Genomic DNA, 277 nt, shown 5'->3' with positions numbered 1-277 from the left:
CCAGCAAGGCACAGGCGCTGTCGCAGGTGACCGCTCGTTGTTCCTGGGCGATCTGCAAGCGGGCGGCATTGGCCCACCCTTGGTCGAGCTGGGCGGTACTCGGCGCCTGGCGCGGCATGCCCGTGCGCAGGTAGCCGTCCAGTTGTGCGCCGGTTTCCCGCAGCACGCGGTGGCGGAACATCAAGGCATCGCCGCAGTACTGGGCCGCGCCGCTGCGCAGGTGGCGGTCGGCCAGCGGGTTATTGCGGTAGCGCGCCGGGCGCTGAGCATGGCGTTC

The 277-nt window shown here is 70.8% G+C and carries 1 pseudogene; it reads right to left on the bottom strand.

Annotated elements, in window-relative coordinates:
• Positions 1–277 (bottom strand): annotated as a pseudogene (locus GYA94_RS27000) (O-methyltransferase); the annotation flags it as partial.

The organism is Pseudomonas juntendi (assembly GCF_009932375.1).
Taxonomy (GTDB): Bacteria; Pseudomonadota; Gammaproteobacteria; order Pseudomonadales; family Pseudomonadaceae; genus Aquipseudomonas; species Aquipseudomonas juntendi.
This window is presented reverse-complemented; position numbering and strand designations above follow the sequence as displayed.